Origin of the sequence: Burkholderia sp. AU4i (assembly GCF_000466765.1) — a bacterium.
GTDB classification, from domain to species: Bacteria; Pseudomonadota; Gammaproteobacteria; order Burkholderiales; family Burkholderiaceae; genus Burkholderia; species Burkholderia cepacia.
The window spans coordinates 60,064-82,142 of the sequence record NZ_ASSI01000038.1 but is presented as its reverse complement, the minus strand read 5'-3'; the positions used below and the strand labels follow the sequence as shown (position 1 = coordinate 82,142).

Below are 22,079 nucleotides of genomic sequence, written 5' to 3'. Positions count from 1 at the left end.
AAGCTGGCTTGCGACGCTTCCGGCTCTATCCGGCGCGGGCGTCATTCATGTCGCCTGCGCCGATTGGCGGAGGAGAAGGGGGCGTTACGCCATCCCAATGGCTTGCAATCGCAAGCGCGGCCGGCAAGATGAACGCCCAGCCGGTTGCGAGAACGGCGAGCGCTGCAGCCGGATCGGTGAAATGAACGGCCCCCAGCGCCGCACCTGCGCGAAAGGATGCGGGGCCTGCGAATGCACCGACGAGCGCCGAGATGAGCGGTCGCGCCCGAAGCCAGTGCAGCAAGGTATTGAGTTGAATCGCGAACAGCGCCCACAGCCCCGCGAGCCAGTACGGCGCTGTGCCTTTGAGAAGAACGCCGTTCGGGTATACGAGCAGGCCGGAATGTGCAACGGTGCTGTCCCATAACCATCCGGACACCGTGACCGTGATGACAATCCGCGCCTCGGATGCTGGCCGACGCGCGAAGAGAAGATGGCCGGCTGTCGCGATCAGCGCGTAGGTGACGCCCCACGCCGCGTGATGCGATGCGGCAGTCATCACGCATACCAGCCATCCTGTCTGGGTCGTCGCGAGATAGACGTACACGCGAGCGGTACCGGACTTTCGCGTGCTCGACGTCAGTTGATTCGGCGCGCTTCTCATGATCGCTCGCGCGGGATCGGTAACGGCATGCTCGCCGCGCCGCCATGTCGACGTTGCATCTCGGGGTAAGTGGCAGGTAGAACGTTCATGGCAGACGGCTCTCACTATCGTCGACTAGCGGACTCGCCACCGGACGTTTGCTTGGCAGCGAGCGGTGGTCGGCATTCCGCGTTGTTCACAACTCCCTTCCACATACGACTCTCCGTTGCGGACGGATGCACTTGCGTACGGAAGACCTGGATGCCGTTAAGGGGGAGCGGCTGCCATGCGATGCATGCATCCGCTTGCGCGCAAGCGCCGTAAACCACATACCAGGCGGCGGATGCGGCCGGAATCGTCAGGTATGGGGATCTCCATGAACATGAAAGCCGGACTCGTCGTCCTGTCGGTGCTGCTCGCGGCCGGTCTCCTCTCCGCGTGCAGCCCGGTGCGGCTCCTGAATGCGCTGACGCCGAGCTACACGTTCAGTCTTTTCGCAGGTATCCCGTACGGATCCGGCGAACGCCAGGTGCTCGACGTCTACTTGCCCACGCGCGTCTTGCATCACTGGCCGGCCGATGCGAGCGCGGGCGCCCCTGTGGTCGTGTTCCTTTACGGCGGAAGCTGGCAGTCCGGCGAGCGCAAGGACTATCTGTTCGTGGGCGAGGCGCTCGCGTCGAGGGGTTTTGTTGCCGTCTTACCCGACTACAGGACGTATCCGGCGACTACCTTTCCCGGTTTCGTCGACGATGCGGCGCAGGCGGTCGCGTGGGCACGCGAGCACGCGGTTGCGTTCGGCGGCGATCCACGTCGCCTGTTTCTGATGGGGCATTCCGCGGGTGCGCAGATTGCCGCATTGCTTGCGACCGACGGCCGCTATCTGGCGGCACAGGCGATGCGGAAGAGCGATATCGCCGGCGTGATTGGCCTGGCCGGGGCTTATGATTTCCTGCCGCTGCGCGATACCACGCTTGAAAGGATATTCCCGCAGGAAGTGCGTGCCGTGAGCCAGCCAATTCGGTTCATTCAGGGTACGGAGCCGCCGATGTGGCTGGCCACCGCGGAGAACGACACCGTGGTCGAGCCCGGCAACACGACCCGCTTCGCGCGAGCATTGCAAGAGATGGGCGACACCGTCGTGGTCATGCGTTACGGGAACGTGAGCCATGCATCGATAGTCGGTGTTCTGGGCGCGCCGTTGCGAGGGATGGCGTCAGTGCTCGACGATCTCTCCGCGTTCGTGGATGGCGTCGCGAAGGCGTCCAATGGTGGAACCACGGGCAGGCCGCCGACGTCGCCTGCCGCAGCGCCTCGTTCTTCGGTTTCGGCTCAGTGATCGATGCAAGCCCTGCATTGCACGCGAAAGAGCATCGCCACCTGCCGTCGTGGGCAGGTCGGAACAGCCGGCGGCGTGTGCCGCGCTACAGCGCCTTCAGTTCCGGCGTCGACCCGCCCAATCCCTCTTCGCGAAGAATGACGGCAAGCGCCGTTTCGAGCAATTCGGCTGCCCGGTTCGCTGCGTCTCCAAGGTGGCGGTGCAGCAGCGCATCGGCCGGCGATCGCGACACGCATTCGTCGCTGTATCGCTCGAACGCACTGAGCTGCATGATCAATTCGGAGAGATGACGCGGACACTCGCATTTGACGGTGGTGGACAGGCCGCTGAGCGACGCGAGCGTCGCCTCGTCGAAGCGTCGCCGCGTGCGCAGCCAGAGCCCGCGATCCGCGTCATTCGATTGGCGCGACTTGACGACGGCTTGCGCCAGTTTCGAAATGATCGATATCGGGTTGGTCTGGCCTTCCGTCGACCGGAACAGCTCGAACCCCGACAGACGCGCCAGCTCGACCGCCTCTGCCGTGCCGAACCCGTATACGACGGCCACGGCGTGCGCGTTGAGCTGTTGCGCCACGGCAGCGAGCTGCGAAACGACATCCTCATGGAGCGACGTGGTCGTCGCGATGAGGGCATCGACTGACGTACCCGCATGCGCGCTCGTGTCGTCGAGCGAGTCGATTCGCGCGGCGATCCGGATTCCCATTCGCTCTATCGCGGATTCCGGAATCGAAAGCGCGCCGACGACCGCGAGGCTCACACTTGCCTCGTGAAACGCCGGGTCACGCGTATTCGTCAACGACAACGCCTCGAGTTCCTCGCGGCTCAGGCTGGCGATCGAGCCGATCGCGTGGCCCTGATTGACGAGCGTTTTCAGCAATCGAATTCGCTGGACGTCGTCGTCCGAATACATCCGTTGTCCGGACGGCGTTTTGGGCGGCGCAACCACGCCATAGCGCCTTTCCCAGATTCTCAGCGTGGCTGCCGGCATGCGCGCCAGGCGCGCGGCCTCGCCGCTGCGATAGCGATGGGGCGTATCGCGATCCTTGCGAGGGGGCATCGTTGCTCTCCTGAAGTCGACGTACTGTTGTCTCAGGATTGTACGCAGTTTGCGTGAAATACGAAGCAGGAAAGTGATTCAACATGCGGATTTTCGTCAGAAAAGGTGGTTCGCGAAGCGCGAGCCGGCTAGAATGCTTCGAAGCGGTACCGCTCGGTGTCGCGAGGTTGGTCAGGCGTGCGCGGTGCCGCGCGTACGGAGGGGCAAGGTGTTTCGTTCGACGCGCAGGTGTCTCGACAACCCAGGCGGCGATCGTCAATCGCGAAGCGTTCCATGAAGACTTTAAGGCTTGTCCTCGGGGATCAGCTGGACCCGAATCATCATTGGTTTTCCGATGTCCGGGCCGAAACGATCTACGTGCTGATGGAAGTTCGGCAGGAAACCGACTACACGCTCCATCATGCCCAGAAGCTGATTGCGATCTTTGCGGCGATGCGTCGCTTCGCGACGCTGTTGCGCGATGCGGGCCATCGCGTGCACTACATCGAGATCGACGACCCGCTCAATCGTCAGGCCATTCCCGCCAACCTGGACAGCGTCGCCGAGCTTCACGGCGCAGCGTGCATCGAGTATCTGCTGCCGGACGAATGGCGTGTCGACCAGCAGCTGAACGCCTATGCGGCATCGGCGAGCGTGCCGGTTCGCGCGGTCGATACCGGTCATTTCCATACGACGCGAGACGAGGTCGGGCATGTGCTCGGAACGGGCCGATCATGGATCATGGATCGCTTCTACCAGAGCATGCGCGTGCGGCACCGCGTATTGCTCGACGGGGAAGGGCGGCCGGCGGGCGGGCAGTGGAACTACGATGCCGAAAACCGCCAGGCATGGTCCGGCTCGCCCGCGGAACCGGCCGACTGGCGTCCGCATCACGATCATCGCGTGCTGTGGCAACAGATCGTTGCGGCGGGCGTGCGCAGCTTCGGGGAGCCGTCGGCCGGCGACTTTCGCTGGCCCGTCGATCGAGCCGAAGCGCTCGCGTGCCTCGACGCCTTCATCCGGCACGCACTGCCGTTTTTCGGGCAGTTCCAGGACGCGATGCACGGGAGCGCGCGGCGCCTGTTCCACTCGATGCTGTCGTTCGCGCTCAATGTGAAAATGTTGAATCCGCGCGAGGTCGTCGCGCGGGCCGAGCACGCGTATCACAGCGGCGCGGCGCCGCTTGCCGCGGTCGAAGGATTCATCCGGCAGATACTGGGCTGGCGCGAGTTCGTGCGAGGCGTGTACTGGGCACGCATGCCGGGCTATGAAAACAGCAATGCGTTCGGTCATCGCCGCCCGTTGCCGCATTGGTTCTGGGATGGCCGCACGCGAATGGCCTGCATGTCGCATGCGCTGCGGCAGTCGCTCGAAGACGCGCATGCGCATCACATCCTGCGGCTGATGGTGATCGGCAACTTTGCGCTGCTGGCCGGGCTGGATCCGCACGACGTGCATGAGTGGTACCTCGGTGTCTATATCGATGCGTTCGAATGGGTCGAGATGCCGAACACGCTCGGCATGAGTCAATACGCCGACGGCGGGGCAATGGCGACCAAGCCCTACGTTTCCAGCGCCGCGTACATCCATCGGATGAGCAATTACTGCAAGGGCTGCGCGTACGACCGCAATGCTCGAACCGGCGCGCGCGCATGCCCGTTCAACGCGCTGTACTGGGACTTTTTCGACCGGCACCGCGGCGCGCTGCAGCACAACAATCGGATTGGAATGGTCTATCGGCAGCTCGCGCGCTTTGATGACGAGGCGCTCGAAGCGATTCGCATGCAGGCGGACAGCGTGGTGCGGAATATCGAATCGCTGTAGGCCGTTCCGTCATCTGCCGCCGCCGTCGAAAACGGAGCGTGCGAAGCATGCATGTGCGGTGTGGATGCACCCTTCGCTTCGGATCGCCAATGATCTCTGCTCGAACCGCGAAGCGATTCGCGTGCTCATTGCTCGAGATACATCCTGAGTCGCATCAGGCTGCGGCGAATCCAGCTCTTCATCGTGCCGAGCGGCACCTGCATGCGTTCGGCCAGCTCCGCATACGACGCGCCGCCATGAAACGCTTCCCGCAGCACATACGCCTGCCGTTCGCCCAGATGCGCGAGCCCGCGCTCCAGACGCAGGCGCTCCTGGCTCGCCTGAGCGCCGAGGTCGGGTGCCGGGTTTTCGTCGGGGATCGACAGCGCCAGTTCGTCGTCGAGCGGAAGCTCGCGGTGTTGCCTGATCCGGTCGATGGTCCGATTGCGTGCGAGCGTCATCAGCCATGTCATTGCCGTGCCGCGTCCGGCGTCGAATGAATCGGCGCGACGCCACGCCGTCGTGAACACGTCCTGAAGCAGGTCTTCCGCTTCGTGGCCGTCGCGGATCATCCGGACGATCACGCCGTACAGCCGCGCCGCCGTCAATCGATACAGCTGCGCGAACGCGTGCTCGTCGCCGGCGGCGACGCGAGACAGCAATTGGTCGAGTTCCGCATGCGCGTCAGGTGCTTCGTCGGGCTGAACGACCGCATCGGCGGTGAATTCGGTTCTGCCGCCCGGGCGCGACCTCGCGCGGGACGCGTCCCGGCGTTGCTGCCTGCCTGAATGCGGCTTCGTCGATCGACCCTGGCCGGACGACGGGCGGAGCGAATCGTGCGAGCAGTTCATCGGGAACTCCGTATGGCTTTGCGCTTCCTGCTGTTGCGCGCCCGCGGTGACGAGCAGGCGCGGCTCATGGCCGGGCACGGTGCCGTCGCATTCGTCGCGAATGCCTGTCGCGCGCATTACGCATTCTTTCCGGACAACAAGGCGAGAAACTCTCGGCGAAGCGATGCGTCCGCGAGAAATTTCCCGCGCATCACGCTGTTGGTCATTCTTGCCTGGTCGTCCTTGGTGCCGCGCCAATGCATGCAGAAGTGCTCGGCCTCGAGTACGACGGCAAGCCCGTCGGGCGAGATGCGCGATTCGAGGAGATCGGCGATCTGCTTGACCGCTTCTTCCTGGATCTGCGGGCGCGTCATGACCCAGTTCACGAGCCTTCCGTACTTCGACAGGCCGATCAGATTCGACGCGGCGCTCGGCAGCACGCCGATCCAGATGCGGCCCATGATCGGGCAGAGATGATGCGAGCAGGCGCTGCGCACGCGCAGCGGCCCGACGATCAGCAGCTCGTCCAGCCGCTCGACGTTCGGAAATTCGGTGACCGACGGCGCCGCGTCGTAGCGGCCCGCGAACACCTCGCGGATGAACATCTTCGCGACGCGCCGCGAGGTTTCCCGGGTGTTGTGGTCGTTGTCGACGTCGATCACGAGCGAGCGAAGCACCGCTTCCATTCCTTGCGCAACTTCGTTCTGCAACGCCTCCAGTTCGCCGTCGCGCAGGTGCGCGGCGATGTTGTCGTTTGCATGGAAGCGCACGCCCGCGTTCTCGAGCCGACGACGGATGATGTGCGACAGAGGAATGCCCTCGTCGATCGCAGTCAAGGTGTGCTCAGGAGCGTCGATCAGATTGCCCATTTCGGTTCGTTTCTCGAGGTTAGGGGGATGCGATGGATCGCGACTGAGGCGATGCGATGGTTTGCCTGTATTCGTTGCGTAAAAATCGGGCGAACGCCGCCGCTATTTCGGCGACGCGCCGACCGGATGACGCTCACCGGCGCGTGCGCGGGCGTGCATGGCGGTCCGGCAACGTCACCGGACATCCGGCCCGGATCCCGCACGACTGACCCACTGGCGTTGCCGGGGCCCAGCCGCCAACGTCCCGGCGGAACCGCACCACGGGGTCGTTCGCTGTCGGCGTGGCTGCGAGCATGACGGCGGCGGATTGTTGCAACGTGTTCAGGACGAATGTGTGGTCGATGCGGCCGCCGACCGAGTGAAACAGGTGGAACCCTGCAAGGCGGATCAACGCGAGGGCCTGCACGCTGCCGTACTCATAGATGATCGCGGCCGCGCGGACACGGCGCGCCTGGGCCAGAGACACGAATTGAATTGCCAGAGTCATCTGCAACGACGAAACCTCCGCGATCAGCGCGTCGACGGCCTGGCCCGGCTGTCGTAGCGCCCGCGACACCGATTCGACGCGCTCGCTGACGTGCAGGCCGGCTTGCTCGATCGTTTCGTCGGAGGCGGTCAGGCCGCCGGTGACGAGCAGCGTCGGACATGCACGAGCCGCGACGGGGTTCGATTGCCGTTCGGGCAGTGCGCCATTCGGGCTGGCGCTTGCGCACCGGTCGGTCACCTGTGGCGAGCGGTGCCGGCAGCGTTGGCCGCGCTGCAGCGCAGCGACTCGCAAGCGCGCTGCAATCGGCCGGTCGGGCGCCGCACCGGCGTAGTGTGACGGTCTGCGTGCCGGGGCGACGGACACGCGCACCACCATTGCAGCCGGACACGCCGGAAGCCGGCGCGGCTTGATGTCGTGATTGCGTGTTGGCACGGGGCCTCCCTCGGTCGATTCATGCGTCACAGCTGGATTGTATGCAAATTTTCCGGAAAGTGAAGCGGAAAAGTGATTCATTAAATAATTTGTACCGAAAGTTTGTGCGTTAGGTCCTACGTCAGCATCGGGAAATTGCGTTTTCACCACGTGAACGCTCATTTTTATAAGCGTATTGCGTGTCTGTAGTGCATACGAAACGACTTTCGGGGTCAATGGGATGCTGACCAAGATTGGTCAAGATGGACCAGGAAGTACGCAGGAAGGCAAGCGATTTCGATGCAAGAATCGATCGTGTCTCACATTTGTGAGTCGATACTACGGGATCCGGCCTGCGGCCGCTCGCGCCAACGAACATGACCGGGCGTTCACGCAAGCGTCGGGCAACGGGGACAGGCCGGAGTGAATAGTCTGAAGGCAACCGGGCATGCAGCAATCCAGACGGCCGCGAGGAAGGGGGGCACTCTCGCGAGCGCGCCTGCGCGCACCGGTGCCGATCGATCCCGGTTGCCCGAAACAGGGGCGAGCATTCCGTCTCGGCTCAGGCGAAGCGCTATCCAGGCCCGCGCGCTGCTCGCGACCGGCTCATCAACGCGAAGTCACCGACGTGCAGCGTTTGTTTTCATGCTGGAACGCGGCCGCCGATTCCAACGGCAACGCTCGGAGCAATATCGGACTTCGTCCCACGCGGCTTTCCATTTCTTTCTCCAGCTGAAAGGCAAGCCGCAGGTCTCGCATGTCTTCTCAGGCAAGTGCATCTTGTTGACCATGGCGAATCACGCGTCGAGAAGGATCCTGGCGAACTGTCCGGTCGAGCAGCGCTGCCGGCGTCGATACGTCGATACATCGGACCATCGCCGCTCACCGTCGAATCAGCGCGCATCGTCGCCCAGCAACTGACGGCGCAACGACTTTGCCCGCGTGCGTGGGTCGAGCCAGATCGAGAAGAATGCGCGCGCGAACGCCGGGTCGGTCACGTCGGCCGTGAGGCGGCCGTTGGTGTAGAAGCGTGCACCGCGCTCGGGCACATACACGCCGCACAGCACGTCGCCGCGCGATACGTCGGTGAAAGCCCGTTCGATATCGCGGCGCCAAGCATCGAGCGTCGTCGGCGGCAACGGCGCGGGTGCGAGTCTCTCGATTTCGTCCATGCCCGTCGAGACGAGCCGCTCGCCTTTCACGTCGTGACGGTAGGCCAGCGACAACGCAAACGGCGTGTCGAACGCGCCGGGGGGCCGGGGCGCCCACAGCTGGGCGTCGTACAGGCAGATGCCCAGTATGCAGAACCGGCCGGATCCGATCAGTCGCGCCGATGCGATGTCGTCGACACAGCTCGCGCCGGCGAACAAGGGGGCAGCCAGCGCCGCGGCCGCGACTGCGGCGAGCATCGCAAGCCGGCGCCGCATGTCAGCCGCCCGACGACACAATGAAATGCATCACGTCGGTTCGCCGCTCGGCAAATCCCGCTTCGCAATAGGCGAGATAGAGGCGCCAGGTGCGAATGAACGTCTCGTCGAACCGTTGCGCGCGCACCGAGTCGATACGTGCCTCGAACGTGGCCCGCCAGGTGCGCAGCGTGCGTGCGTAGTCGTCGCCGAACGCAAGCACCGGCTCAGCAGCCAGGCCAGCCCGCCGCGCGGCATCGACGAAGCGCTCCGGGCTCGGCAGCATCCCGCCGGGAAAGATGAACTCGCGGATGAAGTCGCTCGACGCGCGGTAGGCCTCGAATTGCGACTCGACGATCGTGATCGATTGAATCAGCGCGCGAGCACCGGGCTTCAGGCGCTGCCTGAGCGTGTCGAAATACACCGGCCAGAACGTTTCGCCCACGGCCTCGAACATCTCGATCGACACGATCGCATCGTATTGGCCGTCGACGTCGCGATAGTCGCGCAATTCGAGCGTGACCCGATCGGACAGCCCGGCGCGCGCAATGCGCTCGCGGGCCAGTGTGTATTGCGCCTGCGAGATGGTGACGCCATGCACGCGTATGCCTTGCCGTGCGGCATGCACGGCGAAGCCGCCCCAGCCGCACCCGATCTCGAGCACGCGCTTGCCCGCGCGCAGGCCGAGCGAATCGACGATGCGCTGATACTTCGCCGTTTGCGCGTCGGCGAGCGAACGCTGCGTGTCGCCGTCGAAGCATGCGCTCGAATACGTCCACGTGTCGTCGAGCCACAACCCGTAAAAGTCGTTGCCGAGATCGTAGTGCGCGTGGATGTTGCGGCGGCTGCCGGCCCGCGTATTCATCCTCAGCCGGTGACGCAGCGCGTACCAGACGCGTGCCAGGCGGCCGCCGGTCACCGTCTTCGCGATCACCGGCTGATTGCGGATCGCGAGGCGCAGCAGCGCGACGAGTTCGGGCGTGTCGATCCAGCCGGCGCGATACGCTTCCGCGAATCCGATGTCGCCCGCGCGCAGGATCGCACGGCACGCCCGCCAGTCGCGGACCTGCAGCGTCGCGGCCGGCTGGCAGTGCGGATCGCCGAACACCTGTTGCGCGCCTTCGGGCGTTACAAGCGTCAGGTGGCCGTCGCGGATTTGTCGTAGAAGCGCGATGAACAACCGGGCCGAGAGCGGCATCACCGGTTGCGATGCGGGAGACAGCAGGCGCAGCAAGGTCATGGACGAGCCTCGTGATCGGACATCGCCGAGCGGCCGCGTGGCGACGCGCCCGGCGAACGGGACAATGGCGAATCGGCAGCGGCAGAACGGCCGGGGGGCGTCTTGCCATAGAACGGCACGCGCGCGAGCCACAGCCGCAGCGCTTGCCAATGAATGCGAATGACGACGTTGATCGCGTTAAGCGGCTGCCGGGCCAGCGCGCGCCACGCGCGTGCCGCCGTCAGCGGCGCGGACCGCATACCGATTGCCGTGCGCAGCAGCAGACCGTCGTCGTCGCGATAGTCGATCGCCATGTTCAGATGATCGCCGCGCTGACGCACGCGAAACGCGTAATCTCCGACGACGTCGCAAAACGGCGAGACATGAAACGTCTTGCGGCAGACGAGCACGGTGTCAGCTCCGATCGGCGCGTGGCGCATCGCACTCATCAGGTAGCCGTGGTGCGCACCGAACGTGTTGCGCACATCGGCGTACAGCGCGCGAAGCCGGCCCGCGCGGTCGTAGCAGTACCAGAAGCTCACCGGGTTGAACGCGTAGCCGAAGATGCGCGGAATCGTCTGCAGCCAGATCGGGCCGTCGGCTGGAATGCCGGCGTGTGCGAGGACATCGCGCATCCACGGGCCGAGCGCGCGGCCGTCGCGCGGGCCGTAGTCACGCAACGCGAGTCCGAGCGGGCGCCAGCGATCGATACCGAACCAGCTGCCATCGATTTCTCCCAGCCGTTCGACGTCGCAGCAGACTTGGAAGACCGGATACGTGAACGCATGGCGCACGGGCCGCAGCCGTTCATGCATCACGTTGCCGACGAGAAGCCGGGCGGCCGTGCCGTCGCGGGCAAAGGGTGCGCTCATGGCTTGGCCCAGGCCGGAGCGACACCGAAGTCGCAGGCGACGCGCAACGCGGACTTCAGCCCGTCCTCGTGAAAGCCGTAGCCCGTCCACGCTCCCGCAAACCAGGTATTGCGCCGCCCTTGCAGCATCGGCAGGCGATGCTGCGCATCCACGGCCGTGAGATCGAGCAGCGGATGCTCGTAATCGTAGCGGCCGAGCTGGGTGTCGGGCGCGGGCTCGTCGACCGGATTCAACGTGACGACGACCGGCGAGCGGAACGGCAGCGGCTGCAACTGGTTGAGCAGGTAGCTCACGCACACCGGCGATTCGCCGCCCGTGCGCCTCGGCCGGCCGCCCAGGTAGTTCCACGCCGACCACACGCGCCGCCGGCGCGGCAGCAACGCGGTATCGGTATGAAGCACCGCGACGTTGTGCTGGTAGCGCACGGCGCCGAGCACGTCGCGCTCGGCCTTGCTGGCATCCGCGAGCAGCCGCAGGCTGGTCGGCGCATGGCACGCGAGCACGACCGCGTCGAACCGCTCGTGACCGGCTGTATCGGTCGCCACCGTCACGCCCGCGTCGTCGCGCCGTATCGCGCGGACCGGCGTATTCACGCGCACGTCGTCGAGCGTCGCGGCGATGCGCTCGACGTACTGCCGCGCGCCGCCCGCGACGGTGCGCCAGGCCGGCCGGTTGTTGACCTGCAGTAACGCGTGATTCAGGCAGAAGCGCAGGAACGTCGCCGCCGGAAACCGCAGGATGTCGTTGGCCGCGCTCGACCAGATCGCGGCCGCCATCGGCAGCAGGTAGTGATGCTGGAATGATGCGCCGTAACCGCCGGCCGTGAGCAGTTCCCCGACCGAAAGACGCTGCCGGCTCGCCGATTCGAGGTGATCTTGCGCGGACGCGTTGAAGCGCAGGATGTCGCGCAACATCCCGAGAAAGGTCGGCGAGAACAGGTTGCGGCGTTGCGCGAACACCGTGTTCAGGTTGCTGCCGGCCCATTCGAGCCGGCCGCCGTCGACCGAAACCGAAAACGACATGTCGGTCGAATGGGCGGCCACGCCCAGTTCGTCGAACAGCGCGATCAGGTTCGGATAGGTCCGGTCGTTGAACACGAGGAATCCCGTGTCGACGGGGTGGCGTGCGCCGTCGAGTTCGACGTCGACCGTGTGCGTGTGACCGCCGAGGTAGTCGGCGGCCTCGAACAGCGTCACACGGTGACGGCGGGCCAGCAAGTACGCGCTGGCCAGGCCCGCGATGCCGGCGCCGACGACGGCAATCCGCCGGCCGGGCAGCGACATTGAAAGTTCCGGGTGCATCGCGAATGGTCTCCGTCAGTCACAAGTGCAGGTTCGGGAATCACATGTGCACATATACGTCGCACCGCACGCGGCGGATGCAGGTGCGGTGGTCATTCGCGATCGCCGGGCGACGCGAAGCCCGGCTTGCCGATCTGGTCGGGTGTTTGCGGCACCCGCCTGAAGCGCGACGTGTCGTAACCCATCGCATCGAGCCGGGCGAGCAGCGAGCGATAGGTGGCCTCGTCCATCGTCGGCTCGCGCGAGAAGATCCAGCCGAGCGTCTTGCCCGGGTAGCCGAGTATCGTGTACCGGTAGTCGGGATCGACGTAGAGCGTCAGTTGCGTGACATACACCGGCCAGAACAGCCGCACGCGCCATTCGCCGCCGCCGCTGCCGGGCTTGACGGCGTCGACGAACCGGTAGTGCTTCTCGGGCTGGTCGAAGCCGCCTTTGCGGCCGACGAATGCGTCGTCGATCCGGCCGTCGTCACGCAGGCGCCACTCGGCCCGGCTGCCGACGAAGCGGCGTTCCGCGAAATACGGGATGTTCGCGATCACGTACCAGCGGCCCATGTAGCGCGGCAGGTCGACGGGTACGGTCGACAGCGGAACGGCGGCGCGCGGATTCGGGTTCGGCGGACTGCCCGAGCACCCGGCGGCCCCGATCGCGAGCGCCGTCACGACCGTGACGGCGGCACGGCGGAGAACCCGGTACGCGATCGCGGCCGTCATGCGAGAACCCGGCGCTTGTCGAACAGATAGTGGGCGACGCCCCATTCCTGCCCGTCGGCATAGCCGAACAGCTCGGCGACCGCCATGTAGAACATCCGCCAGCGCTGGAACCAGATGCGGGCGTAGGCGCCGTAGACCGTCTCGAAAATCGGCATGACCCGGGGGCGCGCCGCATCGAGCGACGCGAGCCACTGATTGGCCGTGCGGGCGTAGTGAGTCCCGTCGAGCCACCATTGGCGGGCGATGCGCACGTCGTCCTGGAACCGCAGCAGCAGGTCGGCCGACGGCATCGTCCCGCCCGTGAAGAAATAGCGCGACATCCAGTCGGTGTCGTCGTGCACCGCGAAGTGATAGGCGAGCAGCTTGTGCGCGAAGATGTGCACGAAGAGCTTGCCGTCGTCGTGCATCCAGCGCGCGATTTTGGCGAGCAGTTGCCCGTAGTTCTTCATGTGCTCGAACATCTCGATCGAGAGCACGCGGTCGAAACCGGCATCCTCGGGATCGAAGTCGAACTCCACCACGTTGCCGGTCACGATGCGCAGATTCGTCAGCCCGCGCTGCGCCGCGCACCGCTCGATGAAGTGGCGTTGACCGTGCGAATTCGACAGGCCGACGATCTGCGCGGCCGGGTAGCGCTCGGCGAGCCAGAGCGACAGCGAACCCCAGCCGCATCCGAGGTCGAGAATGCGCTGGCCATCCTCCAGCCTGGCGCGCTGCGCGTACAACGCCAGCATGGCTTCTTCTGCTTGCGACAGCGTTTCGTCGCCGCGCGGGTAATAGCCGCACGAATATTTGAGCCGCGGGCCGAGATGGGCCTCGAAGAAGCTGCCGGGCACTTCGTAATGCTGCGTGTTCGCCGCGAGCGTTTCGATTGCGATCGGGCTCGCGCCCAGTTCACGCACCAGCGTGTCGTAGGCCGCCGCGCGCCGTTCGCCGTCATACGCGTGTTCGTCGCGCAGGCGTTGCCGGATGAGCGAGCGCATGCCGGCCCGGATCAGCCGGTCCGGCAGCCAGCCGCGCTCGCAGCAGCGGATCAGCCAGGCGTCGTTGGGTGCCGCCGCCGAGGCCGGCGACGGTTGCGAGGTGGTAGCGGTCATGATCGCGTGCTCCGGTCTTCAGGGTGATCGGATCGAGTGGGGGAAGGGCCAGGCGCCGGCCTCGGAGGCCACGGAACGATGGCGCTGGTCGTGCGCATGTACTCGCGGTAGCCCGGCCGGCTTTGCACCAGACGCGCTTCGAGCAGCGGCAAGCCGGATACCTTGAGCAGCAGCCATGCCATCAGGAGTGGCGGGAACAGCGTCAGCAAGCCCCACGGCATGCCGATCGCCAGCGCCGTGTAGGCGAGCCAGTGCACGCACTCGAAAAAATAGTTGGGGTGCCGCGAATAGCTCCACCAGCCGGCGCGACAGACCTGGCCGCCGTGGTCGGGATCCGCGAGAAACCGCTTGAGTTGCCGGTCGGACGCAGTCTCTCCGGCGACGGCGGCGATCCAGATCGCTACTGCCGCGGCGATCGCGGACCGGGACGGGGCTGCCGCGCTGTATGCGGGGATGAAGAACGCGATCGACAGCAGCATCGAGATCAGCGCCTGCAACTGGAACAGCCAGAACATGTTGCGCGGCGCGGCGTCGCCCCACTGCAGGCGGAACTGTCGATAGCGCGGGTCTTCCGGCTGCCCGCGATTGCGCCGCCACAGGTGTCGCGCGAGTCGCAGCCCCCAGATGCCGCCGCCGGCGGCGACGAGCGCACGATTCAATTCCGGGCCGGTAGCCAGCACGGCGACGAACACGGCTACGCCGCCGAGCGTCGCGGCCCAGACAGGATCGATCATCCCGGCGTTCCGGGAATGCAATTGGGCAATCCATACCGCCGTGAAGGACAGGATCAGTCCGACGAAGGCGAGGAGGGCAACGACGACGGCGTGCATACGGGCTCCGAGGGCGCGATATCCCTCTATACGGAGCGGTCGACCGATCGGACGCAGACGGATGCGACGAGATGCGCGATCTCGTCGAGAGAGACGGCAGCGGGCGGCACGCCGCCTCCCTTTACGTTTGCGGGTTGAGCGCGCGTTGCGCGCGTCAAGTGGTGTGCATCGCGCCGGTGGCGAGCACCGGCCCGGTGGGTTGGCCGCTCGGCGAGCCGCCGCGAGGCTCGAGCGATACGGCGAGCACCGCGCGTGCATCGAGTCGCGCGACGATCGCTTGCGGCAGCGTCATCGACGCCGGTGCGTTCGACGAGAATACGCCGAGCGAGATCGGCTTCGCATTTGGCGGAATCAGCCAGAGCTCCGTCGAGCGGTCAGCGGCGATCGGTGGCGTGTTCGCGGGCACCACGACCATCCGGGCACGCTGCAAGTCGACCGTGGCGGTCCACCGTGCGACGCCATCCGCTTGTGCCAGCGTGGCCGCCATGTAGTGGCTGTCTTCGGCAGCGGGGCGCGGCGGCGCTTCGCCCACCCGGATCACGTTGACCGTGAGCAGTCCGAGCGCCGCCACGCTCGCGCCCATGCCGACCCAGCGCCACAGTCGCAGGCTGTTCCACCATCCGTCGGATGGCGCAGCGCTGCGCGGGCGCGGCGGCGGAATGAAGCCCAGTTGGTGCTGGATCCTCGTCCAGGTTCGCGCGGGCGGGTCGACGGGCGTGACGTCGTCCGCGAGCGGGGCGAGGTGGCGCTGCCAGCGCTCGAGTGTGGCTTGCAACGCCGGGTCGCGCGCGGCGGCCTGCTCCAGCTCGCGGCGCGCGTCTGCGTCGAGCACGCCGAGCGCGTATTCCGCGCAGCGCAATTCGGGATTGTGATCGGCCGGCGTATTCATTGCTCCAGGCACACCTTCAGCTGCATCAGGCTGCGCCGGATCCAGCTCTTTATGGTTCCGAGCGGCACACGCAGTCGCGCTGCCAGCTCACTGTAGGTCGCGCCGCTGAAGAAGGCCTCGCGCGCCGCGCGGCCCTGCTGCGGATCGAGTTGCGCGAGGCATCGCTCGAGGCGCAGACGCTCCTGCGAGGCCTCCGCCAGCGCGGCGGGCGTCGGATCTTCGGCGGGAAGCTCCAGCGCCTGTTCGTCGTCGAGTTGCGCGTCGCGATGCTGCCGCAAGCGGTCGATCGTCTTGTTGCGCGCCAGCGTGATCAGCCACGTCATCGCGCCGCCGCGCGCCAGGTCGAACGCGTCGATGCGTCGCCATGCGGTCGTGTAGACCTCCTGGAGGAGATCCTCGGCTTCCCCGTGATCGTGAAGCATGCGCACGATTGTTCCGAACACCCGCGACGCGGTCAGCCGGTACAACTCCGCGAAAGCCGCCTGGTCGCCGGATGCTGCCTGAAGCATCACCCGGTTCAGATGTTCGCGGCGCGCGACATCCGCATCGGCATCGCGCGAAGGGGCTGACTGATCGAAGCCGCTGGCACCGCCTGGCGTGTCGCTCATGCGAAGTGGATGGCGCGGACCGCCATGATGTGAATGTCGAGCGAAATATAGCACTCTCGGATGCATGTGATCGAACGATCGGTGGCGCGCCCGCTTTGATCTCTTCAACCAGATACGAGCGACGCGTTCGCGCGGATGCAGGCAGCCGCAACGTGCGGCGAATGCGGTCGACTACCGTCGGTTGCGTGCACAATGAGCGGGTTTCGTGTCTGGAGAGTCATTCAATGAAGCGAAGTATCGTGGGCCGACCGATGTGGACGGCGGGCGTGATCGTGGCGGGCGCCGCCCTGGTGCTGGCGGGATGTGCAGGCCTCGCCGGCGGGCCCAGCGGGAATGCACGCGTTCCGCAACCGGCGAAATTCGTCGATCTCGATCGCTACGTCGGCAGATGGTACGAGTTCGCGCGGTACGAAAACCGCTTCGAGCGCGGATGCGACGGCGTGACGGCCGACTATGCGAAGCGGGAAGACGGTCTTGTCGGCGTGCGCAATACCTGCCGCGAAGGCGGGCCGGACGGCCGCGCGCGAAGCGCCGACGGGCGGGCACGGATCGTGGCCGACAGCGGCGGCGCAAAGCTGAAAGTGTCGTTCTTCGGGCCTTTGTTTTTCGGCGATTACTGGGTGCTCGATCACGCCGACGATTATTCATGGTCGATCGTCGGTGAACCGTCGGGTCGGTTCCTGTGGATCCTGACGCGCGACGCAAAGCCCTCCGCTGAACAGGCCGCGGCGCTTGTTGAGCGGGTCCGGACGCTCGGTTACGACACGACGATGCTGCTACGCACTGCGCATTAGGGCGACCGGACTGCAACCGGCATGCGCGGCCTCATCAGGTGCAACGCAGCGTTCCGTATGCGCCGTGCCGATGGCGGTTGCGAAGGAGAGGAAGGGGAGACGCTGGTCGAGGACCGAAGTCGCGTGACGTTGCTCGATGCACGTCACGCGAAACGGCGCCTGCCTCGACGGCGCAAGACGCGCGCGGGTCTGATCGATACAAGCGGGCACCTGCGTGCCCGCTCAGTTCGGCACGGCGTTGTGTTCGCGCCCGATACCGGGCGCGAACCTTTCGGGGGCTAGACCTGCCCGCGATTGCGCGAGTTCACCGCGACCACCTTGGGCGACTCGGCCAGCGGGACAAAATGTCGGGTGGTGCCGTCCAGCGCATCGATGCCGCCTGTCTCGATGTCGTAGACCCAGCCGTGCAGATTCAGGCGTCCTTGCTCGAGCGCAAGCGCGACGGAAGGGTGAGTGCGTAGGTTCGCAAGCTGCGCGATCACGTTTTCGCGCACGAGCCCGTCGAGCTTCGCGCGCGGCGAGTCGTATTCATGCGCGGCGTTGATGACTTTCGCGGAATCGGCATGACGCAGCCAGTTCGCGACGGCCGGCAGGTGGTCGAGGCACGTGCAGCGCGAAATCGCGCCCATCGCACCGCAATCGGAGTGGCCACAGATCACGATATCCCGAACGCCGAGAACGGCGACCGCGTATTCCACGGTGGCCGACACCCCGCCGGGTTCCGGGCCGTAGGACGGCACGATATTGCCCGCATTGCGGATCACGAACAGTTCGCCCGGCTCGCGCTGCGTGAGCAGCTCAGGTACGACTCGGCTGTCGGAGCACGTGACGAACAGCGCCTTGGGGTTTTGTGACGTCGCCAGTTGCTTGAAAAGCGCCTCACGTTGCGGGTAGATATCGCGCTGAAAACGCAGAAAACCATCGATGATGTCTTGCATGCTCACTCCAGAACTTCAATCGTATGATCAGCGCAGTAGCGGCAGGTACGCCTGCGCGGCCAGCATCATAGTGCATATCCGGCAAGCGTGGGTATGGCGCGCAGTATCGCCCGACACCTCTCCAGGTATGGGGGCGAATATCGATTCTATTTGACATAATTAACACTCTCGGCGGACCATGTGTCCCTGCATGCCAGCATCGGGGGCGTGCCTGTAGGGAGCATCCCGAACGCAACCGAGCCCGCCAAGGCAACTTTTGGGGCATTTGGGCGGGAATCTGCTCGGCGTCCCTTTGCCATCAGGGCGTTGCGGCCGATCTTGGATTGGCGCTACGGCCAATATGGGTAGGATAGTGGGTAGGAGCCTATCTGCGATTGAGGGAGTCTTACCCGGCGGATCTGTGCGAGCGATGGTTGGCGTTGGCTGCCTTCAGCCAATCTGGACCAAAAAGGCAGAGACGGCGCGCCGTGTGCGGGGGCGCATTAAGGCGATCCTGGACGCGGGGACCGTGATGGGCCACCGCGCCGGTGGTAACCCTGCTCGTTACGTAGACCGTCTCCAACTGGTGTTACCACGGTCAAAGAAACGCTCGCAGGTAAAGCATCATCCGGCGTTGCCTTGGGAAGACCTTCCGACGTTTATCCGGGAGCTGGAGCTTCGTCCCCGACGCGCGGCACGGGTGCTGCACCTGCTTATCCTCACGGCGACTCGCACGAACGAGGTGCGGTTTGCGCGGGTTGAGGAGTTTGATCTCGACAATCGTGTCTGGAGTATGGTCGCGTGCTCGACATCGAGACGGCACGCAGTATCTCGCGTCCGCTTTTTAGTGTCTTTTTAGTGTTCGCGCCGGGACGCGTGGAATCAAATTTGAGGGGCCGGAGCGGGAAGCCTTGCAGATATTGGCTCACGGCGCGGGCACGATTCAAAGTTAAATGAATCGTGAAGTCTGGGGTGTTGGGTTGGGGGGGGGCTGGAATCTGTCGAAGCCCCGGCTGGCAAGGGCCTTCGAGCGGGGGAGCAGCCAATGTTTACCGGGCGTCTGTTCGCGCCGCGATTTTTAGTGTCTTTTTAGTGTTCGTCGAGAGGTGCGGCGAATCCGGAGTTTGGCTTGCCGGTCGAATCGGACAGGGACACGAGCGTTGTTTGACTGCGGTCATGCATCACGCCGAGCGTGTGATGCGCGTTGATAGACGGCTGAGTTTGCAAGCCAGCGCGACCGACGTGTGGTGCGCGTGTGGACGCGGAAGTTTGACAGTTTTTTTCGTAGAAACTTCAGGGGGCGAGCTAGGACGTGCGCGGTTGTGCAGTGAAAGACGGGCGCGATGCGCTCCGCCGAAGTGGTCCATTTCGAGGCAGGATCCGGCGGAATGAAGGGGAACATAGTAAGGGCCAGGTTCTCCTTCATTTCGGGACTTAGGCGGAGCCTCCGCGTGCGAGGCATCGTGTCCGAAGGGCATTGAGCGCCCCCGCCGTGGCGATCGAAAAACGCTGCCGCCACCGTCTCGGCGCCCCTGTAATTCTGGCGCGGACGACGACGTGTCGGTGGGCGGGTTCATTGGGCATTGCGTCGCACGCGGGCCTGGAGGTTCTTCGATCTGGGCGGGGCGACTGGAGGGGCGGCTTTGTCTCTGGCGGTGCCGAAGCTCAATTGCGCGCGCACATTTGGCGCGGTGACAGGCGAGGGCCTCGGCGGGCCGGTGGCTGAATTCTCTCCGCCCTGCGGAGAGAATTGAGCTGGACCCATCTGAGGATGTTGATGTACGTCGACGACCCGCTCAAGCGCGACTTCTACATCGAACTCTGTCGCCTGGAGCGCTGGTCGTCGCGGCAGTTGCAGGAGCGGATGAACTCCCGTTATGCGGCCGGCCTGCGCACCAACCGGCTGGTCGGCACGACGGTCGGTGGCATCTGTCGCCACGGTCGCGATCTACCGCGTGCCGGTCCATTTCACACCGGCTTCGCAGCCGGGTCCATTGTCTGAATCGAGTGCGCCGCGGTTCACGCGGTACACGATCCAGAGTCGCGGGCTCAGCGCCGCCTGCAGCCGGCTCGTCGTCACGCCCTTCAGGCGATTCTTGACCGGCTGACAAAAGCGATCCCTGGACAGCCCCCGAGCGCTTTCGAATTCGTGCCGAACCCGAGCGAGTCCAGCGCGTACTGGCCATGACCGTCGGCGCTCTCGAGCAGGTTTGTCGCGGTGCGCGGCACGGGCGCCGACTTGCTGCATATCCCCCTCCATTTTTGGTCAAATCCCGAATTGTGGTAAATGCAAAATACTGCGTTGTCTTTTCAGTAGGGCGTATCCCCACGAAATCCGGAAATTTTCGGGAATTTCCCGTTCTTCTTCTGACGAGGAAGGGTGCGGTTGTGTTTGACAAATCCCGTAATTAGGGATTACAGTAAAAACACCTTAGCCAAACCCGTCGAGCAGCCGCATGAACATCCCACAGTTGGGCAGCGATACCGAAGCAAGAAGCGGGGCGAGCGTCGTGCTCACCACGGCGCGCGACGCCGGTGTCGACGTCTGTTTTGCCAATCCAGGCACGACCGAGATGCCGTTCGTCGGTGCGCTCGACACCGTGGCGGGCTTGCGCTCGATCCTTGGGCTGTTCGAGGGCGTGTGCACGGGCGCCGCGGACGGCTATGGCCGCATGACCGGCAAGCCCGCGATGACGCTACTGCATCTCGGCCCCGGCCACGCGAACGGCATTGCGAACCTGCACAATGCGCGCCGCGCCCGCACGCCGATCCTGAACATCGTCGGCGATCACACGCGCGAGCATCTGAAGTACGACGCACCGCTGACGTCGGACATCGAATCGCTCGCCCGTCCGGTGTCGGTGTGGTATCGCAGCGTGGCGCGCGACGCCGATCTCGCGACGGATACGGCCGACGCGATTTCCGCCGCGATGGGCACGCGGCGTGGCGTCGCGACGCTCGTGCTTCCAGTCGATCTCCAATCGGCCCGGGTGCGCAGTGCGGCGTGGCCCGCCATCGTGCGCCCGGCTGCGGTGACGTTCGATGCCGCTCGGGTCGAACAGGTGGCCGACCTGCTGCTCAGCGGTCATCGCGCTGTCCTGCTGATGGGCGCCCGCGCGCTGTCGGTGCGTGGGCAGCGTGCGGCGGCGCGCATCGCGGCGGCCACCGGTGCGACCTGCTTCAGCGAGACTTTTCCTGCGCGGGCGGAGCGCGGCGGCGGTCTGCCGGACATCGACCGCCTGCCTTATTTCCCCGAACCGGCGCTCGCCGCGCTGGCCGGTCGGCGCGTGGTGCTCGCCGGCGCGCTCGCGCCCGTCACTTACTTCGGCTACGAGGGCATTCCGGGCGAACTCGCGCGGCCCGAGGACATCGTGACGCTGGCAACACCAGGCGATGCGGCGGACGACGCGCTGGAGGCGCTGGCCGATCGCGTCGGCGCGGCAACGAACGACGATGGGGTGCCTATCGAACGCTGGCGCGTGGAGGACGGGCCGCTGACGCCGCAGACCGTCGGCCGCGTGCTGGCGAATGCGCTGCCCGACGACGCGATCGTGTCGATCGAGGGCGGCACGTGCGGTTATCCGTTCGTGACCGCGTCGGCGCGCGCGCGCCGTCACACGATCCTCACGAACACGGGCGGCGCGATCGGCCAGGGCTTGCCGGTGGCGCTCGGCGCCGCCGTCGCGTGCCCTGAGCGCCGCGTGTTCGCGCTGCAGTCCGACGGCAGCGCGCAGTACACGATCCAGTCATTGTGGACGATGGCGCGCGAGCGTCTGCCGATCGTCATGCTGATCGCCTCGAACCGGCGCTACGGCATCCTGCAGACCGAGCTCGCACGCGGCGGCCTGCCGGCCGACACGCCGCACGCGAGCCGCCTGACCCTGCTCGACGATCCGCCGATCGACTGGCTCGCGCTGTCGCGCGGCTACGGCGTACCGGCCGAGCGCGCGAATACCGTGCAGGCGCTGTCCCAGGCGCTCGACGTCGCGCTCGCGCACTCCGACGGGCCGCGGCTCATCGAAATGTGCCTGCCCTGATC

Annotated in this window: 21 protein-coding genes and 1 pseudogene; 6 read left to right on the top strand and 16 right to left on the bottom strand. The window is 65.5% G+C overall.

What is annotated here, in order from left to right:
* Positions 1 to 25 precede the first annotated feature (25 nt).
* A complete protein-coding gene (locus tag L810_RS07610; protein ID WP_063625718.1) occupies positions 26 to 586 on the bottom strand; it encodes a DUF2878 domain-containing protein in 561 nt (186 codons plus the stop codon).
* 412 nt (positions 587 to 998) lie between these two features.
* Between L810_RS07610 and L810_RS07605 the strand changes: the two genes are divergently transcribed.
* Positions 999 to 1,958: an alpha/beta hydrolase gene (locus L810_RS07605; RefSeq protein WP_042973677.1), complete on the top strand. Its 960-nt coding sequence runs from the start codon at positions 999 to 1,001 to the stop codon at positions 1,956 to 1,958.
* 85 nt (positions 1,959 to 2,043) lie between these two features.
* Here L810_RS07605 and L810_RS07600 read toward each other — a convergent pair whose 3' ends face one another.
* On the bottom strand, positions 2,044 to 3,015 hold the full coding sequence (locus L810_RS07600; RefSeq protein ID WP_021157780.1) for a MerR family transcriptional regulator: 972 nt from the start codon (positions 3,013 to 3,015) through the stop codon (positions 2,044 to 2,046).
* 273 nt (positions 3,016 to 3,288) lie between these two features.
* Here L810_RS07600 and L810_RS07595 point away from each other — a divergent pair, with 273 nt between their 5' ends.
* Entirely contained in the window at positions 3,289 to 4,818 is a 1,530-nt protein-coding gene (locus tag L810_RS07595; RefSeq protein ID WP_021157779.1) for a cryptochrome/photolyase family protein, read from the top strand.
* 125 nt (positions 4,819 to 4,943) lie between these two features.
* Here L810_RS07595 and L810_RS07590 read toward each other — a convergent pair whose 3' ends face one another.
* The 13 genes from L810_RS07590 to L810_RS07535 all read right to left on the bottom strand — a co-directional run bounded on the left by L810_RS07590 (position 4,944) and on the right by L810_RS07535 (position 16,329).
* The gene (locus L810_RS07590; RefSeq protein WP_042973697.1) at positions 4,944 to 5,648 is read right to left on the bottom strand and encodes a sigma-70 family RNA polymerase sigma factor; all 705 of its coding nucleotides are present in this window, start codon (positions 5,646 to 5,648) and stop codon (positions 4,944 to 4,946) included.
* A gap of 116 nt (positions 5,649 to 5,764) precedes the next feature.
* Positions 5,765 to 6,496 carry a GTP cyclohydrolase I gene (gene folE / locus L810_RS07585; RefSeq protein WP_021157777.1) on the bottom strand — a complete coding sequence of 244 codons (732 nt, stop codon included), beginning with the start codon at positions 6,494 to 6,496 and terminating at the stop codon, positions 5,765 to 5,767.
* A gap of 133 nt (positions 6,497 to 6,629) precedes the next feature.
* Positions 6,630 to 7,496: a hypothetical protein gene (locus L810_RS07580; RefSeq protein WP_257008807.1), complete on the bottom strand. Its 867-nt coding sequence runs from the start codon at positions 7,494 to 7,496 to the stop codon at positions 6,630 to 6,632.
* Positions 7,497 to 8,014: 518 nt separating this feature from the next.
* On the bottom strand, positions 8,015 to 8,173 hold the full coding sequence (locus L810_RS44820) for a DUF2256 domain-containing protein (RefSeq protein ID WP_373453092.1): 159 nt from the start codon (positions 8,171 to 8,173) through the stop codon (positions 8,015 to 8,017).
* Between the two features lie 114 nt (positions 8,174 to 8,287).
* Positions 8,288 to 8,821 (bottom strand): chalcone isomerase family protein, encoded by a 534-nt coding sequence (locus L810_RS07575; RefSeq protein WP_021157775.1) that lies wholly within the window; start codon positions 8,819 to 8,821, stop codon positions 8,288 to 8,290.
* Between the two features lies 1 nt (position 8,822).
* Complete coding sequence (locus L810_RS07570) at positions 8,823 to 10,040, bottom strand: SAM-dependent methyltransferase (RefSeq protein WP_021157774.1); 1,218 nt, start codon at positions 10,038 to 10,040, stop codon at positions 8,823 to 8,825.
* Complete coding sequence (locus L810_RS07565; RefSeq protein ID WP_021157773.1) at positions 10,037 to 10,891, bottom strand: DUF1365 domain-containing protein; 855 nt, start codon at positions 10,889 to 10,891, stop codon at positions 10,037 to 10,039. Before L810_RS07565 ends, L810_RS07570 begins: the two co-directional genes overlap by 4 nt.
* Positions 10,888 to 12,192, bottom strand: a complete 1,305-nt coding sequence (locus L810_RS07560) for an NAD(P)/FAD-dependent oxidoreductase (RefSeq protein ID WP_042973675.1) — start codon at positions 12,190 to 12,192, stop codon at positions 10,888 to 10,890. Before L810_RS07560 ends, L810_RS07565 begins: the two co-directional genes overlap by 4 nt.
* Positions 12,193 to 12,284: 92 nt before the next feature.
* Entirely contained in the window at positions 12,285 to 12,905 is a 621-nt protein-coding gene (locus L810_RS07555; RefSeq protein ID WP_021157771.1) for a lipocalin family protein, read from the bottom strand.
* Complete coding sequence (locus L810_RS07550; RefSeq protein ID WP_021157770.1) at positions 12,902 to 14,002, bottom strand: SAM-dependent methyltransferase; 1,101 nt, start codon at positions 14,000 to 14,002, stop codon at positions 12,902 to 12,904. Before L810_RS07550 ends, L810_RS07555 begins: the two co-directional genes overlap by 4 nt.
* Positions 13,999 to 14,832, bottom strand: a complete 834-nt coding sequence (locus tag L810_RS07545; protein ID WP_042973674.1) for a DUF1295 domain-containing protein — start codon at positions 14,830 to 14,832, stop codon at positions 13,999 to 14,001. The genes L810_RS07550 and L810_RS07545 overlap by 4 nt, the downstream gene beginning before the upstream one ends.
* A gap of 154 nt (positions 14,833 to 14,986) precedes the next feature.
* On the bottom strand, positions 14,987 to 15,721 hold the full coding sequence (locus L810_RS07540; protein WP_021157767.1) for an anti-sigma factor: 735 nt from the start codon (positions 15,719 to 15,721) through the stop codon (positions 14,987 to 14,989).
* Entirely contained in the window at positions 15,718 to 16,329 is a 612-nt protein-coding gene (locus tag L810_RS07535; protein ID WP_042973672.1) for a sigma-70 family RNA polymerase sigma factor, read from the bottom strand. Before L810_RS07535 ends, L810_RS07540 begins: the two co-directional genes overlap by 4 nt.
* A gap of 224 nt (positions 16,330 to 16,553) precedes the next feature.
* Here L810_RS07535 and L810_RS07530 point away from each other — a divergent pair, with 224 nt between their 5' ends.
* A complete protein-coding gene (locus L810_RS07530) occupies positions 16,554 to 17,123 on the top strand; it encodes a lipocalin family protein (RefSeq protein WP_042973671.1) in 570 nt (189 codons plus the stop codon).
* Between the two features lie 278 nt (positions 17,124 to 17,401).
* Here the strand turns inward: L810_RS07530 and L810_RS07525 are convergent, their stop codons facing one another.
* Positions 17,402 to 18,061 (bottom strand): carbonic anhydrase, encoded by a 660-nt coding sequence (locus L810_RS07525; protein ID WP_021157764.1) that lies wholly within the window; start codon positions 18,059 to 18,061, stop codon positions 17,402 to 17,404.
* A gap of 340 nt (positions 18,062 to 18,401) precedes the next feature.
* Between L810_RS07525 and L810_RS49735 the strand changes: the two genes are divergently transcribed.
* The 3 genes and pseudogenes from L810_RS49735 to L810_RS07515 all read left to right on the top strand — a co-directional run bounded on the left by L810_RS49735 (position 18,402) and on the right by L810_RS07515 (position 22,077).
* Complete coding sequence (locus tag L810_RS49735) at positions 18,402 to 18,899, top strand: tyrosine-type recombinase/integrase (protein WP_373453091.1); 498 nt, start codon at positions 18,402 to 18,404, stop codon at positions 18,897 to 18,899.
* Positions 18,900 to 19,766: 867 nt separating this feature from the next.
* A pseudogene (locus tag L810_RS49730) lies at positions 19,767 to 19,914 on the top strand (DUF1016 N-terminal domain-containing protein); the annotation flags it as partial.
* A 582-nt stretch (positions 19,915 to 20,496) separates the two neighbouring features.
* Positions 20,497 to 22,077, top strand: a complete 1,581-nt coding sequence (locus tag L810_RS07515; protein WP_042973669.1) for an acetolactate synthase large subunit — start codon at positions 20,497 to 20,499, stop codon at positions 22,075 to 22,077.
* Positions 22,078 to 22,079 lie beyond the last annotated feature (2 nt).

Coding starts and splice junctions, on each gene's coding strand:
- L810_RS07605 (WP_042973677.1), top strand. CDS start 999: ATGAACATGAAAGCCGGACTCGTCGTCCTGTCGGTGCTGCTCGCGGCC.
- L810_RS07600 (WP_021157780.1), bottom strand. CDS start 3,015: ATGCCCCCTCGCAAGGATCGCGATACGCCCCATCGCTATCGCAGCGGC.
- L810_RS07595 (WP_021157779.1), top strand. CDS start 3,289: ATGAAGACTTTAAGGCTTGTCCTCGGGGATCAGCTGGACCCGAATCAT.
- L810_RS07590 (WP_042973697.1), bottom strand. CDS start 5,648: ATGAACTGCTCGCACGATTCGCTCCGCCCGTCGTCCGGCCAGGGTCGA.
- folE (WP_021157777.1), bottom strand. CDS start 6,496: ATGGGCAATCTGATCGACGCTCCTGAGCACACCTTGACTGCGATCGAC.
- L810_RS07580 (WP_257008807.1), bottom strand. CDS start 7,496: ATGAATCACTTTTCCGCTTCACTTTCCGGAAAATTTGCATACAATCCA.
- L810_RS44820 (WP_373453092.1), bottom strand. CDS start 8,173: ATGCACTTGCCTGAGAAGACATGCGAGACCTGCGGCTTGCCTTTCAGC.
- L810_RS07575 (WP_021157775.1), bottom strand. CDS start 8,821: ATGCGGCGCCGGCTTGCGATGCTCGCCGCAGTCGCGGCCGCGGCGCTG.
- L810_RS07570 (WP_021157774.1), bottom strand. CDS start 10,040: ATGACCTTGCTGCGCCTGCTGTCTCCCGCATCGCAACCGGTGATGCCG.
- L810_RS07565 (WP_021157773.1), bottom strand. CDS start 10,891: ATGAGCGCACCCTTTGCCCGCGACGGCACGGCCGCCCGGCTTCTCGTC.
- L810_RS07560 (WP_042973675.1), bottom strand. CDS start 12,192: ATGCACCCGGAACTTTCAATGTCGCTGCCCGGCCGGCGGATTGCCGTC.
- L810_RS07555 (WP_021157771.1), bottom strand. CDS start 12,905: ATGACGGCCGCGATCGCGTACCGGGTTCTCCGCCGTGCCGCCGTCACG.
- L810_RS07550 (WP_021157770.1), bottom strand. CDS start 14,002: ATGACCGCTACCACCTCGCAACCGTCGCCGGCCTCGGCGGCGGCACCC.
- L810_RS07545 (WP_042973674.1), bottom strand. CDS start 14,832: ATGCACGCCGTCGTCGTTGCCCTCCTCGCCTTCGTCGGACTGATCCTG.
- L810_RS07540 (WP_021157767.1), bottom strand. CDS start 15,721: ATGAATACGCCGGCCGATCACAATCCCGAATTGCGCTGCGCGGAATAC.
- L810_RS07535 (WP_042973672.1), bottom strand. CDS start 16,329: ATGAGCGACACGCCAGGCGGTGCCAGCGGCTTCGATCAGTCAGCCCCT.
- L810_RS07530 (WP_042973671.1), top strand. CDS start 16,554: ATGAAGCGAAGTATCGTGGGCCGACCGATGTGGACGGCGGGCGTGATC.
- L810_RS07525 (WP_021157764.1), bottom strand. CDS start 18,061: ATGCAAGACATCATCGATGGTTTTCTGCGTTTTCAGCGCGATATCTAC.
- L810_RS49735 (WP_373453091.1), top strand. CDS start 18,402: ATGGGTAGGATAGTGGGTAGGAGCCTATCTGCGATTGAGGGAGTCTTA.
- L810_RS07515 (WP_042973669.1), top strand. CDS start 20,497: ATGAACATCCCACAGTTGGGCAGCGATACCGAAGCAAGAAGCGGGGCG.